The 1,545-nt window shown below is 70.9% G+C and carries 2 protein-coding genes; one reads left to right on the top strand and one right to left on the bottom strand.

Annotated features, from left to right (window positions below):
- The first annotated feature begins 40 nt into the window (after positions 1 to 40).
- Positions 41 to 1,234 (top strand): ABC transporter substrate-binding protein, encoded by a 1,194-nt coding sequence (locus tag B8460_RS10860; protein WP_048861620.1) that lies wholly within the window; start codon positions 41 to 43, stop codon positions 1,232 to 1,234.
- A 13-nt stretch (positions 1,235 to 1,247) separates the two neighbouring features.
- Here the strand turns inward: B8460_RS10860 and B8460_RS10865 are convergent.
- Positions 1,248 to 1,545 (bottom strand): acetyl-CoA carboxylase biotin carboxyl carrier protein subunit (locus B8460_RS10865; RefSeq protein WP_048861621.1); only part of this gene is annotated, 298 nt, incomplete at its 5' end.

The raw sequence follows: 1,545 nt of genomic DNA on the forward strand, positions 1-1,545 counted from the left end.
AAGACGGACCGAAGCATACGAAACGACACGGGGGACACGCATGCCAACCAACCTGATCGGCCGCCGCGCCGTGCTCGGCGGCGCCGCGTCGCTCGCGCCCGTCCTCGCCGCGCCCCGCGCGCGCGCCGCCGACACCAAGCCGCTGCGCATCGGCATCCTGACGGACGAGACCGGCCCCTATACCGACAGCGGCGGCCGCGGTTCGGTCCTCGCCGCCCGCATGGCCATCGCCGACGAGGGCGCGCAGGGCGTGGAAATCCTGCACGCCGACACGCAGAACAAGCCGGACGTCGCCGCCTCCGTCGCGCGGCAATGGTACGACAGCGGCGTCGACATGGTCACCGACCTGCCCGTGACCTCCATCGCCTCGGCCGTGCAGCAGGTGGCGAAGGAAAAGCAGCGCACCGTCATCATCACCGCCGCCGCCTCCACCTTCCTCACCGCGCGCGACTGCAACCCCTACAGCAGCCACTGGGCGGACGACACGCACGCGCTGTCCGTCGGCCCGACGACGCAGGTGCTGCGCGCGGGCGGGCGCAAATGGTATTTCATCACCGTCGATTACGTGTTCGGCACGGCGATGGAAAAGGCCGCGAGCGCCGTCATCACCGGCGGCGGCGGACAGGTGCTCGGCGCCGCACGCTATCCGCTCGGCACGCAGGATTATTCCTCGATGCTGGTGCAGGCGCAGTCCTCGGGCGCGGACGTCGTGGGACTCGCGAGCGTCGGCAACGACCTCGTCAACCTGGTGAAACAGGCCGGCGAGTTCGGCATCAGCGCGCATCAGCGCCTCGTCGGCTTCCTCATCTACATCACGGAGGTGCACGCCCTCGGGCTGAAGGCGGCACAGGGCTTCACCTTCGCCTCCAGCTTCTATTGGGATCAGAACGACACCGCGCGCGCCTTCTCGCGGCGCTTCCTAAAGGAACACGGCGGCATGCCGACGCGCAACCACGCCGCCATCTATGCCGCCTGCCGCCACTTCATCCGCGCCTCGGCCACCGCCGGCACGCGCGACGCGCTGGCGATCGGCCGCGCCATGCGGGCGATGCCGGTCGACTACCTCGGCGTGCCGGCGACGCTGCGCGTGGACGGACGGCTGATCTACGACCTTGCCTTGTGGCGCGTGAAGACGCCCGCCGAAAGCCACGGCGCGTGGGACTACTACACCCGCCTCGCCACCATCCCGGCGGCGGAGGCGTTCCTGCCGGTCACCCCCGCCTGCAAGGGCTGAGGACCAGGGCTGACTACGCCTGCTCCTCCTCGGTCGCGAAGGTCAGCAACGTCTGGCCTTCGCCCACCGCGTCGCCCGCACGGCAGGACAGCATCGCCACCACGCCGTCGCGCGGGGCTGCGAGGCGGAACACCGTCTTCATCGCCTCCATGACGATCAGCACGTCGCCCTTGACGACCTGCGCGCCGGCTTCGGTCAGCACCTGCGTCACCTGTCCGGGCAGCGGCGCGGCGAGCTTCCCGCCCGCCTCCGCCGCATCCTCGGCCGAAGCCGCCGGATCGGGCAGGCGCAGCCGCCACGTCTGCGCCCCG

The organism is Acidisphaera rubrifaciens HS-AP3 (genome assembly GCF_000964365.1).
Classification (GTDB): Bacteria; Pseudomonadota; Alphaproteobacteria; order Acetobacterales; family Acetobacteraceae; genus Acidisphaera; species Acidisphaera rubrifaciens.

Coding starts and splice junctions, on each gene's coding strand:
- B8460_RS10860 (WP_048861620.1), top strand. CDS start 41: ATGCCAACCAACCTGATCGGCCGCCGCGCCGTGCTCGGCGGCGCCGCG.